Genomic DNA, 22,758 nt, shown 5'->3' on the forward strand with positions numbered 1-22,758 from the left:
TCTATCTAGCTCAGGTACACTGCAAAATCATCCACATCCGATCAAATCTTCGCTCAATTAAATCCTCAGTTTTTATCCAAAAATAGAGTCTTCCTGAATCTCCCCACATCATCTCAGCTTCATCATTGCTATCAATTTGCAAGAGTAAACGCCAGTTTTTTGCGTTGGGTTCCAGGATTTTAGCCAATGGGCTATTGTATCCGGAAGAATCGCCACAATACAGGCCATTGCTAACCAATTCACATTCCAACTCCATCTCATTTTGAATGACGTCGGCATGCCCTAGAACTTTATTGATGAAAGCATGTCCTTCGAAATGCTCGTAAAATTGAAAGTCTCTTTCAGCTTTAAAAATATTGTCTATGAGTTCAAGGGACGGTAAACTTGTTGCCTGGCTGGCTTCTACTCGACAAGGTTTGTATTTTCCAAAATCTGGTAGGTCGGAGGGAAAATTTATCCGCTTTAAATTTGAGCTATCCCCATCATAAAACAAAACCCTGAATTTGTCTTTCTGTGCAGGGTCATAGCCCCAACTGTCTTGGTCGGAACAGTAAAAAAAATAGGCTATGCCATGGCTTGGCAACAAGTCATCGAAATCAAGTTGTTTGATTTCAGCAAAATTTATCTGCGCGATGAAAGAAAGAGGCCTAGCTTCGGCAGCGATGGTCTTTTTGCCAAAGAAAAAGAATTGCCTTTTTGTTTTTATTCTCGTTTCGCTTGGCCAAGTCAGCGTATCCGGTAAGTCGGGCAGTCCACCAATTTTACTCGCGCCCATTGAAATATCACTTTCCTGTTGCGCACTTATCTCAAGATGGATAGCATTGCGAAGATGGGGTTTTAATTGTTTAAAATAAGCATCAAGACCTAAATGGATCAGCTTTTCGATTAATTTTTGTTCGGTCATTCAATTAAATCTTGAACTTTTATCAATTCCTTGTCTCCTACCTTACTTACTAGCCCTGAAAGGGCGTCATCTCACCAAGGAAGGGCAGCGCCCTTTCGGCTCCCATGCACCACGCGCTCCTCTGCACACTGTCAGCCCTGAAGGGGCGGCATAATCCCGCCGAGTGATGTCGCCCCTTCAGGGCTGCTTAATTTATCAGACGATGTACAGCTTAGAATGGGCCGTACCCATTCTTGGAGTGATGTCGCCCTTTCAGGGCTAGTTCATATGCCAAGAGCGGAGTCAATATCTGCTGGCCTTCTCCGTGCTCATCACCCGAAGAGGGCCAGCCTACAATTTCCTACAAATTCCTTTTTTTCAACTCCCCCACCGCGTAATCCGCCGCTCTCGCCGTAATCGCCATATACGTCAGCGAAGGGTTCACACAAGAAGCCGACACCATACAAGCCCCATCGGTTACAAACACGTTTTTGCAGGCATGCACCTGGTTGTACTTGTTCAGCACCGAGGTTTTGGGATCGTGGCCCATGCGGGCTGTACCCATTTCGTGGATACCCAGGCCCATGTGGGTTTCCCGATTGTAGGTCGTGATGTTTTTGAAACCCGCCGCTTCCAACATTTCGGCACCAGCTACCATGATGTCGCGGCGCATGGCCAGGTCATTTTCGCTGAAGGCGGCGTCGAATACGATCATTGGGATGCCCCACTGGTCTTTTTTCTCGGGATCGAGGTAAATGCGGTTATTGGGGTCGGGCAGGATTTCACCGAAGCCGCCAAAACCGAGCGTCCAGCCGCCAGGTTCGGTGAGGCTTTTTTTGAACTCGGCACCAAAGCCATCCATCCCTACTCCCCTATTCCAACTGCTGCGGCTGGCCCCACCCTGGTAACCGAAGCCACGCAGGTAGTCCTTGCGTTTGTCGCCCTCCCAGTTGCGGAAGCGCGGAATGTACAAGCCCGTTGGGCGGGAACCAAAGTAATAATCGTCTTCAAAACCTTCCACTGTGGCCGTAGCGCCCGAACCGAGGTGGTGATCCATCACGTTGCGCCCCAACTGATCACTATCGTTACCAAAGCCATTGGGAAAGCGGCTGGATTTGGAATTGAGCATCAAGGCAGCTGAGTTCATCGAACCCGCCGTGACAAAAATGATTTTGGCAAAATAATCGGTTACCGTTTTGTCCACCTGATCGATGACGCGGACGCCCGTAGCTTTTTGTTTCTTTTCGTCGTATATCAAAGATTCGGCGATGGCATTGTGCCGAATGGTCAGGCGTTTGGTTTGCGCCGCAGCGGGAATGGCCCCAGCCATCGAGCTGTAGTAGCCGCCGTGTGGGCAGCCCCGTGCGCATTTGTTGCGGTACTGGCAGGAAGCGCGGCCCAGAGCGGTATGGATGGGTTGCGCCTGCGAGAGGTTGGCAATCCGGCCAATGGTTACCTTGCGGTTGAGTTTTTTCTTCACCGCGTCTTTGAAGTGGATTTCTGGCGGGAGCATGGCCATCGGCGGCAGGAAGTCGCTGTCGGGAATGATGTCCCAGCCTTCCTTTTGACCACTGATGCCTACAAATTTTTCGATGTAGCTGTACCAGGGAGCAATGTCTTCATAGCGAATTGGCCAATCGATGCCGACCCCTTCCTTGGCGTTGGCCTCAAAATCGTGTTTGCCCCAACGGTAAGATTGGCGACCCCAGTGCATGGATTTGCCTCCGGTATGGTAAGCCCGAATCCAGTCGAAAGGCCGTTTTTCGATGAAGGGGTTTTGTTTGTCGTTGGTAAAAAAAGCGCCTGCTTCTTCATTGGCGAGGGTGCCGAAGCGGTTGTTCGACCAGTATTCTTCGGCGGAATTGATGGGCACCTTGCCGCGGTGTTCAAATTCCCAGGGAGCTTTGTTCGCGGTGTCGTAATCTTCGGGGTGTTTGATTTCGCGGCCACGCTCGAGCATGAGCACTTTGAGTCCCTTTTGGGTGAGCTCCTTGGCGGCGATTCCCCCGGTCATCCCGGAGCCAATGACGATGGCGTCGTATTTATTGGCCTTTTGGGTGTTTATATTGGTTTGGTTCATTGCGATGTGAGTTGTGGAGGTCACGGAGAGGGCAATTCAAAAGCGGCATTTTTATAGCACAAAGGAAAAAAAAGAGGACACAAAGGACACAAAGTTAGATGTTGACAGAGGTTTATTTTCCGGTGGCTAATACCTGATGCGCTTTGAATGCTTTTTGGTGGCCTTAATTAATAGACAATGGTTTTTTGGCCCGGTTTGAGTTTGGTGAGCTCCAGTTTGCCGGGCGAAGGCACGTATTCAAAGGATGCTTTCATGCCCCCTTCGGAAGTGTAATAACCCAATAGCGTCAACTCCTTCATCAAGCGCCAGAAAGGTAGGCCCAGTTTGACCGCGTTCATGGATTCCAGATCCTGGTTGTCGCCAAACTTGATGGTTTGAGCATTGTAGGCCTTCATTTGTTCCTTGGTCTTTTGCTCGATCTGCTTGAGGGTATCCGTTTTTTGGGCGGAGCTCATTTGCAGGAATTTCAGGCCTTCCAACTCCGTCACACCGGCCATAAAACTGCGGTGCTCGGGGGCGTAGTAACAATCGTTGATCATCATTTCGATGAAAGCGGGCACCCCTACATCTTTAGCCCCAACTGTATCGGTACGGGGAATGATCATTTCAGCTACTTCAGCAATGATTTGTTTTTGCTGGGTCGACAAATTGAGTTTGTCGCGCAGCGTAGCCGCAGCGGCAGGGTTACCCAGGCGCCCCAGGGCCATCAGCGTAGGGCCAGAAAGTGCGCCTCCGAGCAGAAGGCTTACTTTGGCTAATGCTTCTCTTCTGTGCATGATTATAGTTTGGAGTTGAGAAGTTGAGGAGTTGAGGCTACCGCGAGTTATTTTGACAAGGACTTTGTCTAAGTCACTCGCGGTAGCCTCAACTTCTCAACCCTTCTCAACCATTACAAATTCTTTTTCTTCATCTCTTTCACCGCGTAATCCGCCGCCCGTGCTGTCAGAGCCATGTAGGTCAGCGATGGATTTTGGGTAGCCGTGGAGGTCATGCAGGCACCATCGGTCACGAACACGTTTTTGCAGTGGTGCATTTGATTCCAGGCATTGAGCAAGGAAGTTTTGGGATCTTTGCCCATCCGTGCGCCACCCATTTCGTGGATATCCAAACCAGGAGTGCGGTTCGAGTCGTAGGTACGGATGTTTTTGAACCCGGCCTTGGTGTACATTTCAGTGAGTTGCTCAAAGAAGTCTTTGGTCATTTTGACATCGTTGTCGTCATAGTCCACCGAAATGCGCAATTGAGGAATGCCCCAGGGGTCGCGTTGGTTCTTGTCCAGCGCCACGTAGTTGCTTTCCTTCGGAATGGTTTCGCCCATCATGTGGGAGCCTACGGACCAGAAGTCGTCCAATTTGGGTTTGAGGATACCTGTTTTTAGGTCTTCACCCCAGCCATTTCGGTCTTCTCTTTGACCTCGGTTGGCACCAAATCCTGAGGCATAACCCCGCAAGAAGTCGGTTTCCTGTTTCAAGAGGTTGCGGAAACGGGGGATGTAACCCGAGTTGGGCCGACGGCCATCCGTGGTTTTATCCAGATAACCTTCGTAGGTCGCGTTGATGGTAGCACGGTAGTTGTGAAAAGCGATGTATTTGCCCAGCAAGCCGCTGTCGTTGCCCAGGCCATTGGGGAAACGATTGGAGGTAGAATTGAGCAGGATCAGGTTGGTATTCAAGGCTGCCGCGTTCACAAAGATGATTTTGGCGTAGTATTCCTCCATCTGCTTGGTGTTGCTATCGATGATGCGGACACCTGTAGCTTTTTGTTTTTTCTCGTCGTAGATGATGGAATGCACCACCGAATCGGGGCGGAAGGTCATTTTGCCGGTTTTGGCAGCCCAGGGTAAGGTAGAAGCATTGCTGCTGAAATAGCCGCCCAATGGACATCCCCGCTCACACAAAGTGCGATGAGCGCACTTGCTGCGTCCTTGCTCCAGGTGGATGGGCTGTGGCTGGGTGATGTGGGCACAACGGCCGATGATCATGGGTCGGGCACCGCCGTATTCCTTGGCCATCGATTGGCTGAAATATTGCTCCACACAGTTCATTTCGTGAGGAGGCAAAAACTCGCCATCGGGCAATTGGGGCAAACCGTCGCGGTTGCCGCTGATGCCGGCAAATTTTTCTACGTAGCTGTACCAGGGCGCAATGTCGGCGTAGCGAATCGGCCAGTCTACCGCGAAACCGTCGCGGGCGGGGCCTTCAAAATCGAACTCCGACCAACGCTGAGTTTGTCGGGCCCAAAGCAGCGACTTGCCGCCCATTTGGTAGCCTCGAATCCAGTCAAAAGGTTTTTCCTGGATGTATGGGTGCTCAGCATCCTTGACAAAAAATTGTTCGGTGGCTTCACCAAAGGCGTAACATTTGCTCACTACGGGGTTGGCTTCGGCTACTCCGGCTTTGAGTTGGCCTCGGTGAGGTAGTTCCCAGGGATGCAATTGAGCGGTGGGGTAGTCTACCACGTGTTTGACTTCGCGGCCACGCTCCAGTACCAGCGTTTTTAGCCCTTTACCAGTTAATTCTTTGGCCGCCCAGCCACCGCTAATGCCCGAGCCAATGACAATGGCATCGTAAGTGCGGCTTTTGATGGCGGATATATTGAGATTTGACATTGTTGAATGGTTTGAAAGTTGAGGGAGATTGAGAAGGTTGAGGGAGGTTTAGGCTACCGCAAGTGATTTTGACAAGGACTTTGTCTAAGTCGCTCGCGGTAGCCTAAACCTTCTCAACCTTCCTCAACTCAATTAAAAACTTATGCTTTCACCGGCACACAGCCATAATACCGACCAGGTGCCATTTCGTACCCGGTCAGTTTGGTCATCACATACTCCGAGCTGAGGTAGCCTCGAATGGTTAAATTTTTGGCCAAACGGACAAAGCCTTGATCGTCTGCATCGGATGCCTTCGATAGGGTCGTGATGACTTCCAGTTTTTGTTTGGGTGTGCAGGCCAGGTAGGATTTTCCATAGGATTGGCTGGCCATGGTTTCCACACTTTTTAAACCTTTGCTAAAAATGTCGCGGCTTTTTTGATCAAAACAATCCGCCAGCATTTTATCGATGAAGCGGTGGACTTCCAGTTTTTTGGCGCCTGGCGTGTCGGTTTCCGGAATGATGGCTTCTACAATTTCAGCCAATAGTGCCTCTTCCAGGCCAACGAAATTACTTTGAAACCCTTGCAAGGATTCCGAATTCCAGGCACTGGCCCAGGCCGGCAGTACCAGCATGCCCCCTACGGTGGCGGCCATGCCCTTGACGATTTGTCTGCGGTTCATGATGATGTGACCTTAGTGTTTGTCGATATAGACGATCAAAATGGGCCTTACCCCTTTAACGCACTAAATGTAAGATTCTTTTTCATTTTGACTTTTGGAAAAAATAAAGAAATGGCAAGCTTGGACAAAAACGAACAAATGATCGCTTAAGATTTAAAGTTCAGCAATTTCTCGATTGAGGTTATTGCGGGCATTTTGCTCATACAAAGTATAAAAATGGGTGGTTTTAAAAATGCGCTCCATGTTCAGGAAGTGCTGGAGAACTTTCTTGCGCCCGGGCTTATACAGCAGGTCGGGATAAATGCTGTATTCACGGCGCACTTGCTGGGTATAATTGTGGTAAGTTGGCCAATCTTGACCAAGGATGGCCAGGTCAGCATCGGTAAATAGGTTAGTGTCCAAATCAGGACTTGAGGCATGGCTTTTGGTGGCAAGGATTTGGGCCACACATTTATCGATTCCGGTGGAAGGATAATGCAAAACTTGCAAATGCTGTTGGGCCAGTTCTGCGCTTTTTTCCTCATTGTCCTGGCGGCGCACGTTGTACACTACATCGTGGTAAAAAAGGGAAAAAAGCAGCGTATCCCAGTCTACAATTGTGGCTTTCAGCGGAAGGAGCTGCTGCCACAATTGCTCCAGGTGACTGAGGTTGTGGTAGTGGCGTTTTTTGCCGCTATAGGCTTTTTCAATTTCCAGCCAATATTGGTTTACCACCTCAGCGTCTGTGCTATATGGTTGGATTAAAGCGGTAAAAACATCCTTGATCGGCATGGTTTCTTAGAAGCTTTTTAGGGCAGGAGTTCTTTCAGCTTTTCCTTAAGCTTTTCTCCTCTAAGCCCTCGGGCTACAATATTACCATTTTTATCGATCAAAAAATTATCAGGAATGCCAGTAACACCATAAATGAGCGCAGCTCGGTTTTTGTCGCCGTTGTAATCGCTCACATTCACCCAGGGAAGTTTATCCTTAATCACGGCCTCCTGTAGGTGTTCTTTGCGGGTGTCGAGTGAAACGCCAAGCACTTCAAAACCCTTTTCGTGAAATTCCTGATAAATCGCCACTAGTTTAGGATTATCGGCCCGGCAGGGGCCACACCAGGCTGCCCAAAAATCCAACAACACTATTTTACCACGATAATCGGATAGCTTCACCTTTTGGCCTTGCAAGTTTTCTTGGCTAAAATCAACAAAAGGCCCTCCAATTTTAATATCCTGGTTTAAAGCGATGTACGCACCTACATTTTGGCCGTATGGGGTGTTTTTGAGCGCAGCGGAAAGTGGGTCGTACAGTTTTTTGCTCAACTCTCGCCCCCAGGTAGTTGCCCAAATGTTCATTTGGTAAATACTGAGGATGGAATTAGGGTTGTTTTGTATGAATGAAACCACTTGCTGTTTTTTTTGCTCTTCTTGTTGTGTGATTTGCTGTTTGAGCAAAATGCGCTGTACTTTGGAAGTGTCCTTTTGTCGCAAGGTTTCCAGGCTATCGATTTTTTTGTCGTAAGGACTAAGGCTGGCATACAGCTGGGCTTCGCTCAAATGGGCAGCAGAACCCTTGATTTCTGCCTGGCGAAACTTCCCTTTTTGTGCCTGAAATTGAATGATCGAATTTTCCAACCAAAAAGCTTTGTAATCACTGAAATCCTTGGTGCGCACCCATACCTTGCGCACGCCTTCAGGCAGGTGGCCTTTGAACTGGAATTGACCGTTTTGGACCTGGGTTGAGTCCATCATTTGTCCCATACCCGAAGTTACGTCCTCTAGATAAAGTTGGGTGCCATCCGAAAAGCCACTTACGTTTCCAGTTAGCGTAAAACCTTTTTCAGTCCCCGGGAAAAAAGAAGATAGAGTACAAAAAAACATTACAAAAAGGGAAAAAACAGCTTTCATAACCTTACGTTTGAAAGTAAGGATGACTAGAAGAATCAAAAAGTTGCTGTGGCGCACTACTTTTTACATCACCTCTTCCACCTGGTTTTTGATCCCCTGCACAATCCGAGATAGTGGCAAATCATTGTCGTCGCCACCAAAAGGGTCTTCAATTTCTTCGGCGATTAGTTCCAGACTGGCCAATACATAAAATACAAAAGCTACAATGGGAACAATGAGGTAGCCCAGATTGAACACGTACCCAAAAGGCAGGGTCATGATGTAAAAAAAGATAAACTTCTTGAGGAAGCTGCTATAAGAACGTGGGATGGGCGTATACCGAATGCGCTCACAACTGGCACAAATTTCCGTAAAAGCTTGCAGCTCCGTATTGACAAAAAGGACCTGACCCCATTGTAGGCGCCCTTCGCGAAACATCACTTGGAGATACTGGTGCATCAAGCCAATGTACTGGTTCGGGACGTGTTTTTTGAAATCCAGTTGGGTTTTAATGTCATGGGGAAGGTTGTCCAAATCATCCATTTGTTCGGGCTCTTTTTTGTTGAGGTGCCGTAGCAAAACCACCGCATAGGCGGGGATCAAAATGCGGAAGTATTTCCGTTCAGGCGCGTCAAGCGGAAGCATGGCAGTTAGTTTGATGGCCAGATTTCGGCTGTGTTGCACTTGTTGACTCCACAAGCGGCGGCCATCCCACCAACGTTCATAGGCGGTGTTGGTTCGAAAAACCAGCAGAAAAGAAATCACAAACCCGAGTAGCGAGTGCATCACGGAGATGTTGCGCACGTGGCTGTTTTCGCTGAGTTGCCAAACTTCAATTTCCAGGTAGGCAATCAACGCAGAATAAGCACTGATGAGCAAAATCATGGGAAATAGCTTGCGCACCGTGTCCTGGGGGTTGAAGCGGAATAAAAAAGAAAACCAATGCTGGGGGTTGTTTACGGCCATTGGGGCCGACAGGACGTAGTCGCTTTTAAGGCTGGTGTTTTCCATAGTATGTACAATTCTCCAGGTGTAAAAATATGGGACAGTGTTGAAGCACTTATACGGAAGAGTGGTTTAAAAGGTTTCAAAAAACGACCGATTGCCAAAAAAAAAGCTCCGCTGACCCAATTTTGTCATCCATTTACCCCTCACCAAACATATCTCGACATTCGCCATTCATCATTCATCATTAAATCTTTATCTTGGCGGGAAAAGTCTGCAACATCCATGGCCAAAAGTGCAATCATAATAGCTACAGAACAATTTGTCACCGAATTGCTGTCCAACAAATTGGATCCAAAGATTTGTTACCACAACCTTCAGCATACCCTTTCCGTACGCAATTCTGCGGTGCAGATTGCCTCACTGAGCGGAACCAGTCCAGAGGAACTGGAGCTGGTTGAACTGGCTTGTTTGTTGCACGATGTGGGCATTACCGAGGTGTACCACAACCACGAACCAGCCAGTGCCCGCATTGGCGCTGAGTTTTTGCGTACCCAGGCCTATCCTGAAGAAAAAATCAAGGCTGTCGAAGCATGTATTGCCGTAACCAACCCCGGAGCACGCCCACAGGGTTTGTTGCAAGAAATTGTACGGGATGCTGATTATGGCCACCTGGGTAGCGACAATTATAGTGAGCAATTGGACAACTTGCGCCTGGAATGGCGCGATGTGTTGGGCCGTTGGGATGAAGACAAGGAGTGGTACCAACTGAACCTTGATTTTGTCAAAAACCACGAATATTATACCCCCGCCGCCAAAATGATGTTTGTGGCGATGAAAGAGCTGAACCGCAAAAAGCTGAAGAAGTGGGTGAAAGAAGGACGAAAATCGGGGGGAGGCTCGAATACTGAAGCGAGCCGGGTTTCAATTGTGGAAAGTCGCAGTTCGCAAATGATGTTCAAAACCGCCTTGCGCAATCACATGGACCTGAGCAATCTGGCCGACAACAAGGCGAACATCATGCTTTCGGTCAATGCCTTGATCATCACCATTGCTATGCCCGTTTTGGTCAGCCAATTGCGTCAACATCCAGAATACATCATTCCCTTCATTATGATTTTGGGCACTTGTTTGTCCTCCATGGTATTCGCCACCCTGGCTACAGTACCTATGAAAATGACCGGTCTCACTGATATGGACAGCATCAAAGCTGGCCGCTCCAATCTTTTCTTTTTTGGTAACTTTTATAGTATGTCCTATGCTGATTACAAATTGGGCATTCAGGAAGTGACCTCCAAAGAAGAAAACCTCGAAGACTCGATCATGCGCGACCTGTTTTTTCTGGGTAAATCCCTGGGCCGCAAGTACCGTCAACTGCGGATTTGCTACATCATTTTTATGATTGGTATGGTGGCATCGGTAGGTGTAGCGGGTGCAGAATACCTGATTTTTTTCCTGCAATCCTAAGACCCTGAGCCGTTAACAAATTTTTTTTCTGCACGGGTAAAATGTTATTGTTTTATTAAGTCTCGAAAAAAAATGTCGCTTCGCCTTATTTTTTCGTCATAAATAGGCTTTTTGAGTTTGTTTAAGTTTTTTAAACAAGCTCCTCTTAATAAACCAAATGAACAACACCATGCAGATCAAGCTCATGTTTTTAACCACCTTACGCAAAGCAGGGCCCATCTTTTTGTTGGCCTTATTCCTCCTCCATTCTTTTTCCTGCAACCGTACCGCTCAGGGCACGGCCATCGGCGCAGCCGCAGGCGCACTCGTTGGGGTATTGATTGCCGACGGTGACGACAATGCCAAAGGTATCCTCATTGGAGCTACAGTGGGAGGGATCGCCGGAGCCATTATCGGCAGCTATATGGACAAACACGCTAAAAAACTGAAGCAGGACCTTGGTAAAAGCGCGGAGGTAGAGCGGGTTGGAGAATCGATTCTGGTCACTTTTGACTCGGGCATCATGTTCGATGTAGACTCTTATGCGCTCAAGGCTTCTACAAAAGCCAATTTGGACAAAATGGCCGAAACGATGAAGGAATACGACAAAACCGAAATCATCGTCATGGGCCACACGGATGCTACGGGTAGCGATGAACACAACCAAAAATTGTCGGAAAATCGCGCAGCTTCGGTTTCTCGCTTTTTGCAGCAAAATGGCATAACCGCAAAACGGGTAACCACCAAAGGTTTTGGTGAACAAAAACCCGTTGCTTCCAATAATACAGCTTCTGGTCGGGAGCAAAACCGTCGGGTGGAAATTGCCATCGTAGCCAGTAAAGCCTTGGTAGAATCGGCGAAGACGGATGCGAAAAATAAGTAAGCTTAGATAAAAATTGTGGAGGAAGCCTTTAAATATTGGGCTTCCTTCACAGCTTTCCACCAAATTTACGGTACCATAAATTTTAAAAAAATAGTAGTTTTACGATAAGTATCATGCATCAAAGGCAATATGACCCAAGCCCAACAAGAAAAAATCCGCAAACTGCTCGCCGAAGCCGAGCTGGAGAAAGCACTCGCGGAGTGGGTTCAAGGGATAGACAATGCCGATGTAGAACTGTTCAAAACTGCTACAGCCTTACAATCGCGCTACAGTAGGCTCGAAATCAGCCAAGCCAAAGGCATCCTCAGTCAGGATGCCTACAATCTGGAATTCAATCAGATTCAGAATTCTCTGCTGGACTTGCTCAACAACCAAAGCCAGTCCAACCTTTTGCACCTGCACCACAGCTATACCTGTGACCGCAGTCCGCAAACGCAAGCCATCAATGCCCAATTGCAAGGCAAGCCAGAAGAAAGGGTGCAGTTTTTTTACCTCTACGGTGGGGACTTGCACTTGCACGCTGGCATGTTTCGGCGCATTGTGCTGGACCTGGAGGGGCGCAGCCTGGATTACCTCAACGCCAGTTTAGCCAGTGCCTGCAAGGTCAAAGCCATCGAGATTACTTTTGAAGGCTATGAACCCCTGGAAGATTATAAAACGGAATTGCTCAAGGGGCTATTTGCCGCTTTTGCACTACAACCCAATCAATTAGGCCCGCTTTTGAGCCGTCGATTGAGCGATATCCTGCAAGCTAGCCCGCAACTGCGCGACCTGGGCGGCAATGACTACGTTTGTGTGTACATCAACATTGACAAATATTCCTGGTATTCCGACCATACACCGGAAGCGGCCCGTTGGTTTATGGACGAGTTCTGTAGTTCTCCGCTCACGCCTAATCAGCCACGCTTGTTGTTTTTCTTTTCGGTGGAATTTGAAGAGGAGGATGCCAAACTGGCCAATGATGTGCGCGACAAAGTGGACGACAACCCGAAGATTCAGGCCTTGCCCGAACTCAATAAAGTGGCCATATCAGACATTGACCGCTGGCTAGGCAAATACAAAAAAATTCAACCCGATCCACGCGAGCGCAAAAAGATCCTGCAGGAGCGTTTCCCCGGTTCGGAACACTACATGATTGATGTGCAGGAGACTTTGCAGGAATTGATTAAAAGTTATAACGATAAGTTGAGTTGAGAAGTTTAGAGGTTGAGGAGTTGAGGCTGCCGCGAGCGACTTAGACGAAGTTCTTGTCAAAATCGCTCGCGGTAGCCTCAACTTCTCAACTTCTAAACTTCTCAACTTTTCTCAACCTGAGCATATGAAACTCAAAATCCAAGATTACCGCCGAAAACCCTTTCACCCCAGCCAATATGTACTGGACGAAGGTTTGCAGTATGCTGTGGAATTGGCCATTGCCCTGGGGCAGCCGCTCTTGTTGACGGGTGAACCCGGTACCGGAAAAACCAAACTGGCTTACAAAGTAGCCTATGATTTGGCCCAGGATAAATCAGCCGGCGTGCAGTTCCTGGCGGAGCCTTTGAGTTTTTATACCAAAACAACCTCGGCAGCACGCGACCTATTTTATACTTACGATGCACTCGGGCATTTCCAATCGGCCAACATCAAACGGGAAGATGGTACCGCATTGGCCAAAACCGGGGATTTTATCGAGTTGCAAGCCCTGGGCAAAGCCATTGCGCTGAGCTACCCCAACCCCAATGAACACGGACACTTATTGGGTAGCCTGGTGGTAGATGGCCCGCGTAGTACGGTTGTATTGATTGACGAAATTGACAAAGCTCCTCGCGACTTCCCCAACGACATCCTGAATGAAATTGAAAACCTGGATTTTCGCATCAAAGAACTCGACAATCGCGAGTTCAAACACCACGACAGCCAGCGCATCGTGGTGATCATGACGAGCAATTCGGAGAAAAACCTACCCGATGCCTTCCTGCGGCGTTGTGTATTTTACCATATTCCTTTTCCACCGGCTGAACAATTGTTTGCCATTGCCAAAACCCAACTAGGGTTGGACGAGCAAATCAATCCTCAACAGGAAAAAGTACTGAACAAACTCATCGAATATTTCTACAAGGTACGCGAAGTAGCTGTACGCAAACCACCCGCTACCGCTGAGTTGATTGCCTGGCTCAACATGATGGGGCTGCCCATGGATGTTCCTACGGAAGATTTAAAAAACTTGCAGCCGCTTTTGCTGCGCAATTTGTCCTTGTTGGTAAAAACCCGCGAGGATTTGAATGCGATTCGGAAGTGGATGAATGAGGGCTTTGTGGATTGGGTGTGAATGCCCGATTTATGCTCTAACAAAAAAAAGCGGGAACGACCTCTCAGTCATTCCCGCTTCCCATTTTCATACAAAACTATTTCTATTTACGGATTCGGCACGATGTCGCCGTGATCTCCAATTGGAGCAGCCGACTCGCTGCCGTGGCCATTCATTCTGGCTTTGTCCTCAGGGAACTCATATGGCCGTGGGCCAATCAAACGTTCGAGGTCGGATTTCAGCAAGACTTCTTTTTCCAACAGAGCCTGAGCAATCACTTCCAACTCCTGGCGGCGTTCGCGCAGCAGTTCTTTCGCCCGCTCGTATTGTGAGTTCACCAAACGGCGTACTTCGTCGTCGATCAGGGTAGCAGTCTCATCGGAATAAGGCTTTTGGTAAGACTCATTGGAAAGCCCGTAGAAAGACACCTGGCCTACCTTTTCGTTCATCCCAAAAATGCTGATCATGCTGTATGCCATTTTGGTGACCTGATCCAGGTCGTTTTGAGCACCGGTAGAGATTTTGCTGAAGACGTTGTTTTCAGCTGCACGGCCACCGAAGGTCATACACATCCGGTCGAGCAATTGCTCGGTACGAGTGATGTTTTCTTCTTTAGGCAGGTATTGTGCATAACCCAAAGTGCCAATTCCCCGTGGAACAATCGTTACTTTCACCAGCGGTGAAGCATGCTCCAGGTACCAACCACAAACCGCGTGGCCAGCTTCGTGATAAGCGATGATTTTCTTTTCTTCCGGAGAAATGAGTTTGTTCTTTTTCTCCAAACCACCGATTACGCGGTCCAGTGCATAGTTGAAGTCGTCCATGTCGACCCACTTCTTGTTGCGGCGGGCGGCGATCAGGGCTGCTTCGTTACAAATATTGGCGATATCGGCACCAGCAAAACCAGGGGTCATTTCAGAAAGTACCCAGGCGCTAATGTCATCCGATGTTTTGATGGTCTTGAGGTGAACCTTGAAGATGGCTTCGCGGCCTTTCAGGTCGGGGCGGTCGATGCTGATCTGGCGGTCAAAACGACCTGGGCGCATCAATGCACTGTCCAAAATATCGGGGCGGTTGGTTGCACCCATCAGGATTACCCCTTTGTCGGTGCTGAAACCATCCATTTCCACCAACAACTGATTCAGGGTGTTTTCCCGCTCGTCGTTGCCTCCCTGGAAATTGTTGCGACCACGGGCACGGCCAATGGCGTCAATTTCGTCGATGAACACAATACAGGGCGCCTTCTCACGGGCCTGTTTGAAAAGGTCGCGTACCCGGGAGGCACCTACACCTACAAACATTTCCACGAAATCAGAACCAGAAATAGAGAAGAAAGGTACACCCGCCTCACCGGCTACGGCTTTGGCGAGCAGGGTTTTACCCGTTCCCGGAGGGCCTACCAGCAGTACTCCCTTGGGAATTTTTCCGCCCAGAGCGGTATATTTTTTAGGATTTTTCAGGAAATCAACTACTTCGACTACCTCTTCTTTGGCTTCATCCAAACCCGCCACGTCGGCGAAAGTAATGTTCACTTTACTGTTTTGGTCAAACAGTGCAGCTTTTGACTTGCCAATGTTGAAGATTTGCCCGCCAGGGCCGCCCGCACCACCGCCAACCCGGCGCATGATGAAAACCCAAACCAATACAATCAGCAGCAAGGGAAGCACCCAGGCCAAAATTTGCATCAGATAATTGGTCTTGGTGGCGTAGGAAAGATCAAAAGAGCTGATATCGCCCTCCTTTTCATTGTCCTGCAAAAATTTCTCGAAGCTTTCTACACTACCAATTTCGATGTGGTAATTGTACCGATCCCCGCCAAAAGTAGTTTTGGTGGCATCCTTGTACTTGGACAATGCTTCCTTTTTCAAATAAATATGCGCAACTTCTTTATTGATGACCTCGATTTTATCGATGTCTCCGTTCTGGATCATTGCTCCAAGGCGATTGCGAGAAAGTGGCTCCGGGGCGCTTTCCATGTAAACGAGGTTGAGGCCCAGAAAGATTACCGCAATGATGCCGTAAATCCAAAAAGAGCTAAGCCGCGAACCACCACCTCCGCCACCGTTATCTCGCTTATTGTTATTTTCGTTATTTTCCATAAAATAGTGCTTACAGCATGAGCAATTTTTGCAAGTCCCTAAAAGTTATGTTCTGAACCTGCGTTACAAATGAATAGTAAACGCGATAGCATTAGAAATCGTTGCTTTTGTTCGACCAAATGCCAATACAATTCTATAAACTATCGTACTCGGTTATTGTTGCGTCTCCCCACAGGTCTTCCAACTCGTAGAAATGACGGGTTTCCGGATAAAAAACATGCACAACTACCGTAAAATAATCCAAACAAATCCACAGGGCATTGCGTTCACCTTCCACATGGCTTGGCAACAAGCCTGTTTCTTTCAAGCGGCGTTGAATGTTGTCTGAAATACCTTTAACCTGAGTGGTAGAAGTTCCCTCACAGATGATGAAAAAGTCGGTAGGTGCGTCTTCCAAAAGCCGGAGATCAAGTCTTACAATGTGTTTGCCTTTGATTTCCTGGATGCTGTCAACGATCAGATCCGTCAGCTCTTCGGCTACGAGCTTACTGCGTCTTTTGACTTTTACTTGCGTACTCAAATCCAGATTTTATTAGTTTTGCGAATATAGATTTAGTGTAGGATGAAACAATCAGAATGATTTTAGCTTTTGAATGCTCAATCCTGCTTTAAGTTACAAAAAATACCAGGTTTGCACCAGCAAAACACACTTTTTATCGGAAAAGTTCTCCTGCATCATGAGGAATTGCCCTCTACCAATACGTATGCCCAAGAACTAGTAGCAAAAAGCAAGCCAATTGAAGGAACTGTCATTTCGACCTTTCGCCAGCCCCAAGGGCGTGGCCAAGTTGGCAGTAAATGGGAGAGTGAGCCGGATAAAAACCTCACTTTGAGTGTAATTTTGTATCCCAGCTTTTTATCCCCAAGTCAAAATTTCGCCCTAAACAAAGCCGTAGCCCTCGCTGTTCGCCATTTTATTGCAGAATTGATTCCACAACAGACAGTTAAGGTCAAATGGCCCAACGACATTTACGTTGGAACGCGGAAAATTTGCGGCATCCTGATTCAAAATAGCCTGAACCGCAACGCCCTGGCCTCCTCGATTGTAGGCATTGGCGTCAATGTGAACCAGACAATTTTTTCCAAAGATATTCCTAATCCCAGCTCTTTGCAACTGGAAAATGGAAAAGAATATGATTTGTCTTCCCTCATCCCTTTGCTTTGTCAGCATTTAGAGGCGATGTACCTTCGTCTCAAAAGCGGACAGTTTGCGATTTTGGACGCTGAATACCTAAACCATTTGTACCGCTACCAGGAGTCGACGCTTTTCCAGCGCATCAATGGCAGTGTATTTTGGGGTAAAATCAGCGGCATTTCCAACAGTGGCCAATTGCTCGTCCTTGTTGAAGATGGAGGTGAAGAGGCTTTTGACTTGAAAGAAATCAGCATAGCAGCGATATGAGTCATTCCGAATTTTGAAAAATCAAAATTGGGCTCAAACCCAATCGCGGAGCGATTGAATTTAGAATAGCCCCGGTCGTCCGGGGTAAATAGTTAGGTCAAATTGGCGACAACCACGGCAGTGGTTGAACTCAATTGAACAAAAAATTCAACCGCATCCGCGGTTGTGAAACTTTTTGCTACCGACTGACCCCGGACGACCGGGGCTATTCTAAATTCAACCGCTTTCGCGGTTCGTTCTCCCAAAAAATTGGGATGACTCCTGTTGCTGGAACCTAAATCTGACATGAAAATCTCACTCCTTACTGTAGGCGATGAAATCCTCATCGGCCAGGTGGTCGACACCAACTCTGCCTGGATGGGCCAACAACTCAATCTGGCTGGTGCCCGCGTTGTCACGGTCATTTCCGTAGGCGATACCATGGAGGCCATCCACACCGGCATTCGCGAAGCCCTGGAACAGGGCGACGTAGTACTGATGACGGGCGGCCTGGGCCCCACCAAAGACGACATCACCAAAAAGGCCTTGTCGGAATACATGGGTGTGGACATGGTTTTTCACCAGCCCACCTTCGAACGCATCACCAAGATGTTTGAGGTGTGGGGCCGTCCTATGAATGAGGCCCACCGCCTGCAGTGTTTTATGCCCGCCAATGCCGAAATTTTGACCAACAAAATGGGTACCGCCCCCGGCATGTGGATGGAATACGCGGGCAAGGTCATCGTATCGATGCCCGGTGTGCCCTACGAGATGCAATACCTGATGGAAAATGAGGTGTTGCCAAAATTGAAAAAATTCTTCCCGGGGCAGCCCATCGCCCACCGCACCATCCTGACGGTTGGAGAGGGGGAGAGCCATATCGCTGAAAAGTTGGAGGACTTTGAAGAGGAGCTACCGGAAGGATTCAAACTGGCTTATTTGCCCCAAATTGGCCAGGTTCGCTTGCGCATCACGGGTACGGGTACAGACGAAGCGGTCTTGCACCGGATTTTGGATGAAAAAGCGGATATCATTAAAGCCCGTTTTGCCGACATCATCTATGGTTACGGTACGGAAACCTTGGAAGGGGCAATTGGCAAAATGTTGAAAGAGCGGGGCCTGAAACTGACCACAGCTGAAAGTTGTACGGGGGGCTATATGGCGCACCGGATTACCTCGGTGGCCGGCTCTTCGGATTACTTTGTAGGCAGCGTCATTGCTTACGCCAATGAAGTAAAAATGCAGATTCTGGGTGTAAAACCAGAAACCCTGGATACCCACGGCGCCGTAAGTGAACAAACCGTGATTGAAATGGCTGAAGGTGCCGTCAAGGTTTTGCCTGCGGATGTGGCCATTGCCATTTCGGGTATTGCGGGCCCGGGTGGTGGTTCGGACACGAAACCAGTGGGCCTGGCCTGGATTGCGGTCAGCAATGGCCAACAGACCAAAACTTTCAGTATCCGAGCAGGTAAAGACCGGGATAAAAACATCCAGTACTTCACCATTCATGCCTTGAACCAGCTGCGACAATTCTTAAAGCAGTTGTAAAAGAATACTTATTGGAAAGTTTGGTAACTTTGCGGCACCAAATAATCCAAATTAAAAAGAAATGCAAGGTTGAGGAGTTGAGGAGTTGAGGAGTTGAGGCTACCGCAGCTACGGTCACCGTGACGTTTGCGGAGCCTCAACTCCTCAACTCCTCAACTCCTCAACTTAGGCAAAGAAACCAAACAACATGGCGCAGTTCGAATTGATCATGCCCAAGATGGGAGAAAGCATCATGGAGGCCACCATCCTAAAGTGGGTGAAAAGTGTGGGCGACCAGGTGGAACTGGACGAAACCATCGTGGAGATCGCTACGGACAAAGTGGACTCAGAAGTACCTTCCCCCGTAGCGGGCAAAGTGGTACAATTGCTTTTTGGGGAAAACGACACCGTAGCCATCGGCAAAGTCATCGCCCTGATTGAAACCGAAAGCGGCGCGGCCGAGCCCAAAGCCTCACCAGCCCTGGCTGAACCCGCTCCGCAAACCAATGGCCAAAGCCCCGCCGCGGCCAGTGCCAGCAATGGCGCCCTGAGCACCAGCACGCCAGTGGCCAACCCCCAACCCATCGGCAAAGGTGAAGGCAATCGTTTTTATTCGCCACTGGTGCGCAACATCGCCCAGCAGGAAAACATTTCGCTGCAAGAACTGGAAGCCATTGCTGGCTCAGGTATGCAAGGCCGGGTCACCAAAAAAGACATTTTATCCTACCTGGACGAGCGCAAGGAAACGCCTGCCAATGTCACTACCGCGAAAGCTACACCAGCTGCTAAAGGCACTCCCGTACAGGTGAGCTACACCGCCCCCGCGGTAAGCCTGGATGGCAACGTGGAAATTGTGGAAATGGACCGCATGCGCAAGCTGATTGCCGAGCACATGGTGATGTCCAAACACGTTTCGCCGCACGTGACCTCCTTCGTGGAAGTGGACGTGACCAACATCGTCAAATGGCGGGAAAAGGTCAAAGACGCTTTCCAGAAAAAGTACAACGAAAAAATCACCTACACGCCCGTATTCATTGAGGCCGTAGCCCGCGCCATCCGCGATTACCCGATGATCAACATCTCAGTGGATGGCACCAACATCATCGTGCGCAAGGACGTGAACATTGGTATGGCGGCTGCACTACCCTCTGGCAACCTGATTGTACCCGTGATCAAAGGGGCCGATCAGTTGAACCTAGCGGGTTTGACCAAAACGGTCAACGACCTGGCCAATCGCGCCCGCGCGAACCAACTGAAGCCAGAAGAAATCCAGGGTGGCACCTTCACCATCACCAATGTAGGCACTTTCGGCAACGTGATGGGCACCCCCATCATCAACCAACCGCAAGCAGCCATTATGGCAGTCGGAGCGATTCGCAAAAAACCCGCAGTGCTCGAAACGGAGTACGGCGACATCATCGCCATCCGCCACATGATGTTCTTGTCCATGTCCTATGACCACCGGGTGGTGGATGGATTTTTGGGCGGATCGTTTTTAAGGAAAGTGGCGGATTATTTGGAGGGTTTTGATGGGGATAGAGCGGTGTAGTGATTTTATCCTTTAAAAGATATGCGACGCCTGCACGGGAAACTGTGTGGGCGTTTGTTGTGTTAAGCTGTTTGCCTCACTCCTCCCCCTTCAACATCCCCAAATCCAATTCAAAACCCGGCAACACATCCTCCCCATTCAATTTCCCCTCAAAATTGGGCACCACATCCACAGTTCCATCCTGCCGATAGATATAAGCTTTCTGCTTCACCGGATCGATCAGCCAGGCCAAACGTACACCATTGCCGATCCAGGTTTGTTCCATTTTGCGTTTGAGTTTTTTGAGTTTATCGCTGTCCGAGCGGATTTCGATGATGAAATCGGGCACTACCGCGGCGAATTTTTTCCGTTCCTCGGCTGGCAGATTGGCCAGTTTTTCGGCGCTGATCCAGGAGGCATCAGGTGATTTGGTGGAACCATCGGGGAGTTTGAACCCTGTGGAAGGACCTAGTGCTTTCCCGTTTTTGGTTTTCCGCACATAAATATTGAGGTCAGTAGCCACATCAAGTTCAAAAGAACCAGAGTCAAAATGTACAGGAGCCATAATTGTAACTTTGCCGTTGGCTTCACGTTCGATGCGCAGCTCGCGGTTTTGGGCACAAAACTGCTCAAACGCTGCTTCCGACATGGCTTCGGCAGTAACCAGGGGCAGGTTGTCCGGGAGTTCCATGATCAGCAGGGATGATTTTTGTTGCAGCTTTACCATTGGGCTGTTTTTTATGCAATTTATTCAATTTTTGGTAGAATGCCATCATAGACACTCAATGCTGTCAACAAAAATCACCCCAGGTATTACCAGTATTTTACTTCTGCAATTCCTCCACAGCCTTGCGCACCTTCGCCGTATACGCGCTCAAATAAGCAGGAATCCGACTGTCATCTGTGTCGATGCGCCAAACCCGTGGAGCACTTTTGCCAATCTGGATCTCCAGATAGAAGCCACCTTGATCTGCACAATCCGGGCAACCCAGGGTTTCCCCCTCTTCCTTATACAATCCCTCTGGGAAATCCTTCAATAATTTGGTCGCCAATTCAATGTCTTCCTTGGACAGTGACTTGTCTTCAAATTCCATACCAGGCTCTGGGTAACCCCGATCTACCTTGTCCGCAAACAAGCCCCCTGCTTTCAGGTTAAAGGTGTGGGTACAATTGCCCAGGCAATGCCCATAATAGGTGCCGAATACAAAGTGGTCTACATCACCCAGTTCCGCAAATGCAGCGGTAGACAAATCATCACTTTCCTGTTGGGAACAAGAAAAAGCACCCAGCAAAAGGCAAAGGATGCTCAACAAACTCAATTTTTTCATGTCGGATTTTTTTCTTCTTAGACGGGTATTAATGGTGCAAAGGGTTGGTAAAAATTAAAATTTTAATCGTAGAGCCCCAATCGACAGCCCCGCTGCAGTGCCAATGAGCAGTACATCTTTGCCCTTTTGTAATTTACTTTGTGCATACAATTCATATAAACCCAGCGGAATAGATGCAGAAACACAGTTGCCATAAATATTCAACGTATTCACCACCTGGTCCTCAGTCAAGGCATAGCGCTGCATAAAATATTCGTTGCCGAATTTGCTGGCTTGATGGGGCACGATGTAATCATAGCGCTGAAGGGCTTGAGCTGTTTGTTGCTCCAAATCGACCAAAAAACCATCCAGATAGCGTAGGGTCATCGTGATCAGTTGGCGGCCATTCATTTGAAAAAAGAAAGAATTGGGGTCAGTATCGGGTTCTGATCCCCGGCGTTTGCTACCTCCCGTTGGAACGATGGCCAATTGAGCACCCGCCGATTGGTTGATGAAATAAGCTGGAGCGGGAAGGTAACCTAGCTCCTCATTGGCTTCCAGAATAACTGCCACAGCGGCATCTCCAAACAAGGTGTAAGTTTTAGCATCAGCTGGATTGAGCGCCCTTGAGGGTATTTCGGCTGAAACAATTGCCACCCGTTTTAAACCCCGATGCTGAAGGTAAAGATGGGCAATGTCTAGGGCATGCAAAAAACTCAAACAGGTAGCATCTACGTCAAAACAGGGAAAATCAGCGCCATTTTGATCCAGTACTTGTTTGATCAGACAGGCATTGTGCGGGATGGGGTGGTCAAAGGAAGCACCGGCAAAAAGCAACAAATCAAGCTCGGCACAAGTCATTCCCCCTTCATCCAGTGCCTGCTGGAGTGCTGCTGCCGCAATCGAGGTAATGTTGTCTGCAGGATTGGCCCAATGGCGGGACTGCACTCCGGTATTTTTTTCAGCCCAGCCTTGAACAAGGCCTCTTTGTATTTCCAGATCTTGGGATAAAACGGCTGAGCCTGGGAGAATGCGTGAACAGGCTTTTAGGTGTATTTTCATTTGCGGTTTATTTTTTGCCTATCAAGTTTTTTGCCACCAAGGCACAAGGACACTAAGCAAGCATTCTTAGTGTCTCTGTGTCAGTGATGCAGGACAATATTCCGCAATATTTTTTGAATAGGGCGATAAAAAAATAAGTGCTCATTTTGCCAAAGGATTAGACAAGTAAACGTTTCATTTTAAGTATCTTATCTA

General features: G+C 48.5%; 20 protein-coding genes. 7 read left to right on the forward strand and 13 right to left on the reverse strand.

What is annotated here, in order from left to right; translation table 11 throughout:
• Positions 1–10: 10 nt before the first annotated feature.
• The 8 genes from ACO08K_RS13060 to ACO08K_RS13095 form a co-directional block, all read right to left on the reverse strand.
• Positions 11–904 carry a YwqG family protein gene (locus tag ACO08K_RS13060; RefSeq protein WP_421796844.1) on the reverse strand — a complete coding sequence of 298 codons (894 nt, stop codon included), beginning with the start codon at positions 902–904 and terminating at the stop codon, positions 11–13.
• A gap of 340 nt (positions 905–1,244) precedes the next feature.
• A complete protein-coding gene (locus ACO08K_RS13065) occupies positions 1,245–2,963 on the reverse strand; it encodes a GMC oxidoreductase (RefSeq protein WP_421796845.1) in 1,719 nt (572 codons plus the stop codon).
• 167 nt (positions 2,964–3,130) lie between these two features.
• Entirely contained in the window at positions 3,131–3,739 is a 609-nt protein-coding gene (locus tag ACO08K_RS13070) for a gluconate 2-dehydrogenase subunit 3 family protein (RefSeq protein WP_421796846.1), read from the reverse strand.
• 113 nt (positions 3,740–3,852) lie between these two features.
• On the reverse strand, positions 3,853–5,571 hold the full coding sequence (locus ACO08K_RS13075; protein WP_421796847.1) for a GMC oxidoreductase: 1,719 nt from the start codon (positions 5,569–5,571) through the stop codon (positions 3,853–3,855).
• Between the two features lie 140 nt (positions 5,572–5,711).
• Positions 5,712–6,233 carry a gluconate 2-dehydrogenase subunit 3 family protein gene (locus tag ACO08K_RS13080; RefSeq protein WP_421796848.1) on the reverse strand — a complete coding sequence of 174 codons (522 nt, stop codon included), beginning with the start codon at positions 6,231–6,233 and terminating at the stop codon, positions 5,712–5,714.
• Between the two features lie 153 nt (positions 6,234–6,386).
• On the reverse strand, positions 6,387–7,004 hold the full coding sequence (locus tag ACO08K_RS13085; RefSeq protein WP_421796849.1) for a hypothetical protein: 618 nt from the start codon (positions 7,002–7,004) through the stop codon (positions 6,387–6,389).
• Between the two features lie 17 nt (positions 7,005–7,021).
• Complete coding sequence (locus ACO08K_RS13090; protein WP_421796850.1) at positions 7,022–8,119, reverse strand: redoxin domain-containing protein; 1,098 nt, start codon at positions 8,117–8,119, stop codon at positions 7,022–7,024.
• Positions 8,120–8,182: 63 nt separating this feature from the next.
• On the reverse strand, positions 8,183–9,109 hold the full coding sequence (locus ACO08K_RS13095; RefSeq protein ID WP_421796852.1) for a bestrophin family protein: 927 nt from the start codon (positions 9,107–9,109) through the stop codon (positions 8,183–8,185).
• 219 nt (positions 9,110–9,328) lie between these two features.
• Between ACO08K_RS13095 and ACO08K_RS13100 the strand changes: the two genes are divergently transcribed.
• The 4 genes from ACO08K_RS13100 to ACO08K_RS13115 all read left to right on the forward strand — a co-directional run bounded on the left by ACO08K_RS13100 (position 9,329) and on the right by ACO08K_RS13115 (position 13,680).
• Entirely contained in the window at positions 9,329–10,510 is a 1,182-nt protein-coding gene (locus ACO08K_RS13100; protein ID WP_421796853.1) for a Pycsar system effector family protein, read from the forward strand.
• Between the two features lie 169 nt (positions 10,511–10,679).
• A complete protein-coding gene (locus ACO08K_RS13105) occupies positions 10,680–11,372 on the forward strand; it encodes an OmpA family protein (RefSeq protein WP_421796854.1) in 693 nt (230 codons plus the stop codon).
• 129 nt (positions 11,373–11,501) lie between these two features.
• Complete coding sequence (locus ACO08K_RS13110) at positions 11,502–12,566, forward strand: hypothetical protein (RefSeq protein ID WP_421796855.1); 1,065 nt, start codon at positions 11,502–11,504, stop codon at positions 12,564–12,566.
• Between the two features lie 124 nt (positions 12,567–12,690).
• Positions 12,691–13,680, forward strand: a complete 990-nt coding sequence (locus tag ACO08K_RS13115; RefSeq protein ID WP_421796857.1) for an AAA family ATPase — start codon at positions 12,691–12,693, stop codon at positions 13,678–13,680.
• A gap of 86 nt (positions 13,681–13,766) precedes the next feature.
• Here the strand turns inward: ACO08K_RS13115 and ftsH are convergent, their stop codons facing one another.
• Both ftsH and rsfS read right to left on the reverse strand, forming a co-directional pair.
• Positions 13,767–15,758, reverse strand: coding sequence for an ATP-dependent zinc metalloprotease FtsH (gene ftsH / locus ACO08K_RS13120; RefSeq protein WP_421796858.1), 1,992 nt, complete (start codon positions 15,756–15,758; stop codon positions 13,767–13,769).
• A gap of 133 nt (positions 15,759–15,891) precedes the next feature.
• On the reverse strand, positions 15,892–16,278 hold the full coding sequence (gene rsfS / locus ACO08K_RS13125) for a ribosome silencing factor (RefSeq protein ID WP_421796859.1): 387 nt from the start codon (positions 16,276–16,278) through the stop codon (positions 15,892–15,894).
• Between the two features lie 111 nt (positions 16,279–16,389).
• On the opposite strand from rsfS, the gene ACO08K_RS13130 reads away from it, so the two are divergent.
• From ACO08K_RS13130 to ACO08K_RS13140, 3 genes are all read left to right on the forward strand, one after another.
• A complete protein-coding gene (locus tag ACO08K_RS13130; RefSeq protein WP_421796860.1) occupies positions 16,390–17,160 on the forward strand; it encodes a biotin--[acetyl-CoA-carboxylase] ligase in 771 nt (256 codons plus the stop codon).
• A gap of 285 nt (positions 17,161–17,445) precedes the next feature.
• Complete coding sequence (locus tag ACO08K_RS13135; protein ID WP_421796861.1) at positions 17,446–18,687, forward strand: competence/damage-inducible protein A; 1,242 nt, start codon at positions 17,446–17,448, stop codon at positions 18,685–18,687.
• A gap of 187 nt (positions 18,688–18,874) precedes the next feature.
• Positions 18,875–20,215 (forward strand): dihydrolipoamide acetyltransferase family protein, encoded by a 1,341-nt coding sequence (locus tag ACO08K_RS13140; protein ID WP_421796862.1) that lies wholly within the window; start codon positions 18,875–18,877, stop codon positions 20,213–20,215.
• A gap of 76 nt (positions 20,216–20,291) precedes the next feature.
• Here the strand turns inward: ACO08K_RS13140 and ACO08K_RS13145 are convergent, their stop codons facing one another.
• The 3 genes from ACO08K_RS13145 to ACO08K_RS13155 form a co-directional block, all read right to left on the reverse strand.
• Positions 20,292–20,921 carry a Uma2 family endonuclease gene (locus tag ACO08K_RS13145; protein WP_421796863.1) on the reverse strand — a complete coding sequence of 210 codons (630 nt, stop codon included), beginning with the start codon at positions 20,919–20,921 and terminating at the stop codon, positions 20,292–20,294.
• Positions 20,922–21,018: 97 nt separating this feature from the next.
• Positions 21,019–21,522: a hypothetical protein gene (locus ACO08K_RS13150; protein WP_421796864.1), complete on the reverse strand. Its 504-nt coding sequence runs from the start codon at positions 21,520–21,522 to the stop codon at positions 21,019–21,021.
• A gap of 54 nt (positions 21,523–21,576) precedes the next feature.
• Positions 21,577–22,563, reverse strand: coding sequence for a 3-oxoacyl-ACP synthase III family protein (locus ACO08K_RS13155; RefSeq protein ID WP_421796865.1), 987 nt, complete (start codon positions 22,561–22,563; stop codon positions 21,577–21,579).
• Between the last annotated feature and the right edge of the window lie 195 nt (positions 22,564–22,758).

The sequence above is a fragment of the Haliscomenobacter sp. genome (genome assembly GCF_965225875.1).
GTDB lineage: Bacteria > Bacteroidota > Bacteroidia > Chitinophagales > Saprospiraceae > Haliscomenobacter.

Excerpts from the sequence above, each read along its gene's own strand:
- ACO08K_RS13060 (WP_421796844.1), bottom strand. The coding sequence starts at position 904 with ATGACCGAACAAAAATTAATCGAAAAGCTGATCCATTTAGGTCTTGAT.
- ACO08K_RS13065 (WP_421796845.1), bottom strand. The coding sequence starts at position 2,963 with ATGAACCAAACCAATATAAACACCCAAAAGGCCAATAAATACGACGCC.
- ACO08K_RS13070 (WP_421796846.1), bottom strand. The coding sequence starts at position 3,739 with ATGCACAGAAGAGAAGCATTAGCCAAAGTAAGCCTTCTGCTCGGAGGC.
- ACO08K_RS13075 (WP_421796847.1), bottom strand. The coding sequence starts at position 5,571 with ATGTCAAATCTCAATATATCCGCCATCAAAAGCCGCACTTACGATGCC.
- ACO08K_RS13080 (WP_421796848.1), bottom strand. The coding sequence starts at position 6,233 with ATGAACCGCAGACAAATCGTCAAGGGCATGGCCGCCACCGTAGGGGGC.
- ACO08K_RS13085 (WP_421796849.1), bottom strand. The coding sequence starts at position 7,004 with ATGCCGATCAAGGATGTTTTTACCGCTTTAATCCAACCATATAGCACA.
- ACO08K_RS13090 (WP_421796850.1), bottom strand. The coding sequence starts at position 8,119 with ATGAAAGCTGTTTTTTCCCTTTTTGTAATGTTTTTTTGTACTCTATCT.
- ACO08K_RS13095 (WP_421796852.1), bottom strand. The coding sequence starts at position 9,109 with ATGGAAAACACCAGCCTTAAAAGCGACTACGTCCTGTCGGCCCCAATG.
- ACO08K_RS13100 (WP_421796853.1), top strand. The coding sequence starts at position 9,329 with ATGGCCAAAAGTGCAATCATAATAGCTACAGAACAATTTGTCACCGAA.
- ACO08K_RS13105 (WP_421796854.1), top strand. The coding sequence starts at position 10,680 with ATGCAGATCAAGCTCATGTTTTTAACCACCTTACGCAAAGCAGGGCCC.
- ACO08K_RS13110 (WP_421796855.1), top strand. The coding sequence starts at position 11,502 with ATGACCCAAGCCCAACAAGAAAAAATCCGCAAACTGCTCGCCGAAGCC.
- ACO08K_RS13115 (WP_421796857.1), top strand. The coding sequence starts at position 12,691 with ATGAAACTCAAAATCCAAGATTACCGCCGAAAACCCTTTCACCCCAGC.
- ftsH (WP_421796858.1), bottom strand. The coding sequence starts at position 15,758 with ATGGAAAATAACGAAAATAACAATAAGCGAGATAACGGTGGCGGAGGT.
- ACO08K_RS13135 (WP_421796861.1), top strand. The coding sequence starts at position 17,446 with ATGAAAATCTCACTCCTTACTGTAGGCGATGAAATCCTCATCGGCCAG.
- ACO08K_RS13140 (WP_421796862.1), top strand. The coding sequence starts at position 18,875 with ATGGCGCAGTTCGAATTGATCATGCCCAAGATGGGAGAAAGCATCATG.
- ACO08K_RS13145 (WP_421796863.1), bottom strand. The coding sequence starts at position 20,921 with ATGGTAAAGCTGCAACAAAAATCATCCCTGCTGATCATGGAACTCCCG.
- ACO08K_RS13150 (WP_421796864.1), bottom strand. The coding sequence starts at position 21,522 with ATGAAAAAATTGAGTTTGTTGAGCATCCTTTGCCTTTTGCTGGGTGCT.
- ACO08K_RS13155 (WP_421796865.1), bottom strand. The coding sequence starts at position 22,563 with ATGAAAATACACCTAAAAGCCTGTTCACGCATTCTCCCAGGCTCAGCC.